The sequence below is a fragment of the Gemmiger formicilis genome, assembly GCF_900167555.1.
GTDB lineage: Bacteria > Bacillota > Clostridia > Oscillospirales > Ruminococcaceae > Gemmiger > Gemmiger formicilis.
This window is the reverse complement of sequence record NZ_FUYF01000083.1, coordinates 1-1,506: the sequence shown is the minus strand read 5'-3', so window position 1 is coordinate 1,506 and position 1,506 is coordinate 1. Positions and strand designations below refer to the sequence as shown.

Below are 1,506 nucleotides of genomic sequence, written 5' to 3'. Positions count from 1 at the left end.
CGTCAAGCAATCTACTTACGCCAGCTACCGCAGTTATCTCAACAAGCACTTTTGTGTACTGGGAAAGATTTTATTAAAGAAATTAGAACCACACAACTTGCAGGAATTTTATAACTACAAATTCCGCGAAGAAGGGCTGTCGCCCAAGACCTTGCACAACTACCACATGGCATTGCATAAGTGCTTACAGCAAGCCGTGAAAGAGCATCTACTGGTCTATAATCCCTGCGATGCCGTGACCCTGCCCAGCGGAGAAAAGCCCGAAATCAGCGTATTTACCAACGACCAGCAGCGAGCGTTGGTGCAGGCCAGCTACCGCCACCGTTACGGCGTGTTTATCCGCTTAGACCTGTGTACAGGGTTACGCATGGGGGAGTTGCTAGCACTGAAGTGGGAAGATATTGACTTTTCTACCGCGCAGCTTCATGTCAGGCGCACGATTAATCGCCTTGCCAAGTACGAAGCCCATGACGGCGAAAACAAAACCGAAATCGTATTCGGCACACCCAAAACGAAAAACTCCCGCCGCACAATAGCAGACGAGCTTACCCGCTGGAAACAACAGCAAGCGCAGGATAAGCAGCGGGCAGGGGATAAGTACACCGACTATGGCTTCATCGTCACCAACGAGTTTGGACACTACTTTGAGCAGAAAACCTTCAAGGATTACTATGACCGCCTGTTGAAGGATGCCGACATCGGGCACTTTACCTTCCACGCCCTGCGGCATACCTTCGCCACCCGTGCGCTGGAGCGCGGCATGGATTACAAAACACTGTCGTCCATCCTCGGTCACTACTCGGTGGCGTTCACAATGGACACCTACGTTCACAGCATGGACGAACACAAGCGGCGCGAGATGGACAAGATGAACGATATGTTCGGGATGCGGTACAGTATCTCGGTTGAAAACCAGCCTTATCCGGTGCTTTGCACACTCTCGGCAGACGGCTGCACTGCCCATGTTCCTGACTTCCCCAAGGTTACCGCACAAGCCCCCACGCTGGACGCTGCCCTGCTCGAAGTCAAGCAGCAAATCCAAAAAGCCCTGCGCCAATACAAGAACCCGCCCATTCCCACCAAACAGGAACAGATCGTCGTGCCTGACAACAGCGTGTTGGTACTCGTCAAAGCAGGTTGATCGCTCTTATATTTACCTGCCAACTCCGCAAAATTTATCCACAAAAAGCGCCCGGATGGTTGAAAATTTCAATCGTCCGGGCGCAGTCGTTTTATCGTTTTGGGGTCATTTTGGGGGCAAAGTTACCAGCTTGTTACCACTTTTGCCATAATGTAGAAAAAAGCTCGCTGAAACTTGTCGTTTCAACGAGCTTTTGTTGGTTGCGGAGACAGGACTTGAACCTGCGACCTCCGGGTTATGAGAAATCTAAAAATCGTGCGTTACGGTGCTGTTTTGTTGGGTTTGGTGGTATTGCGTACCAAGGCTCAGAACGGATTTTGTCCCATGTGTACAAAAGAATGCCATACGGTGATGAACCGTCCCAA

At 50.7% G+C, this 1,506-nt stretch carries 1 protein-coding gene; it reads left to right on the top strand.

The window, feature by feature from the left end; genetic code table 11:
- On the top strand, window positions 1-1,141 hold a 1,141-nt coding region (locus tag B5D32_RS14655), incomplete at its 5' end, for a site-specific integrase (RefSeq protein ID WP_143402827.1).
- Between the last annotated feature and the right edge of the window lie 365 nt (window positions 1,142-1,506).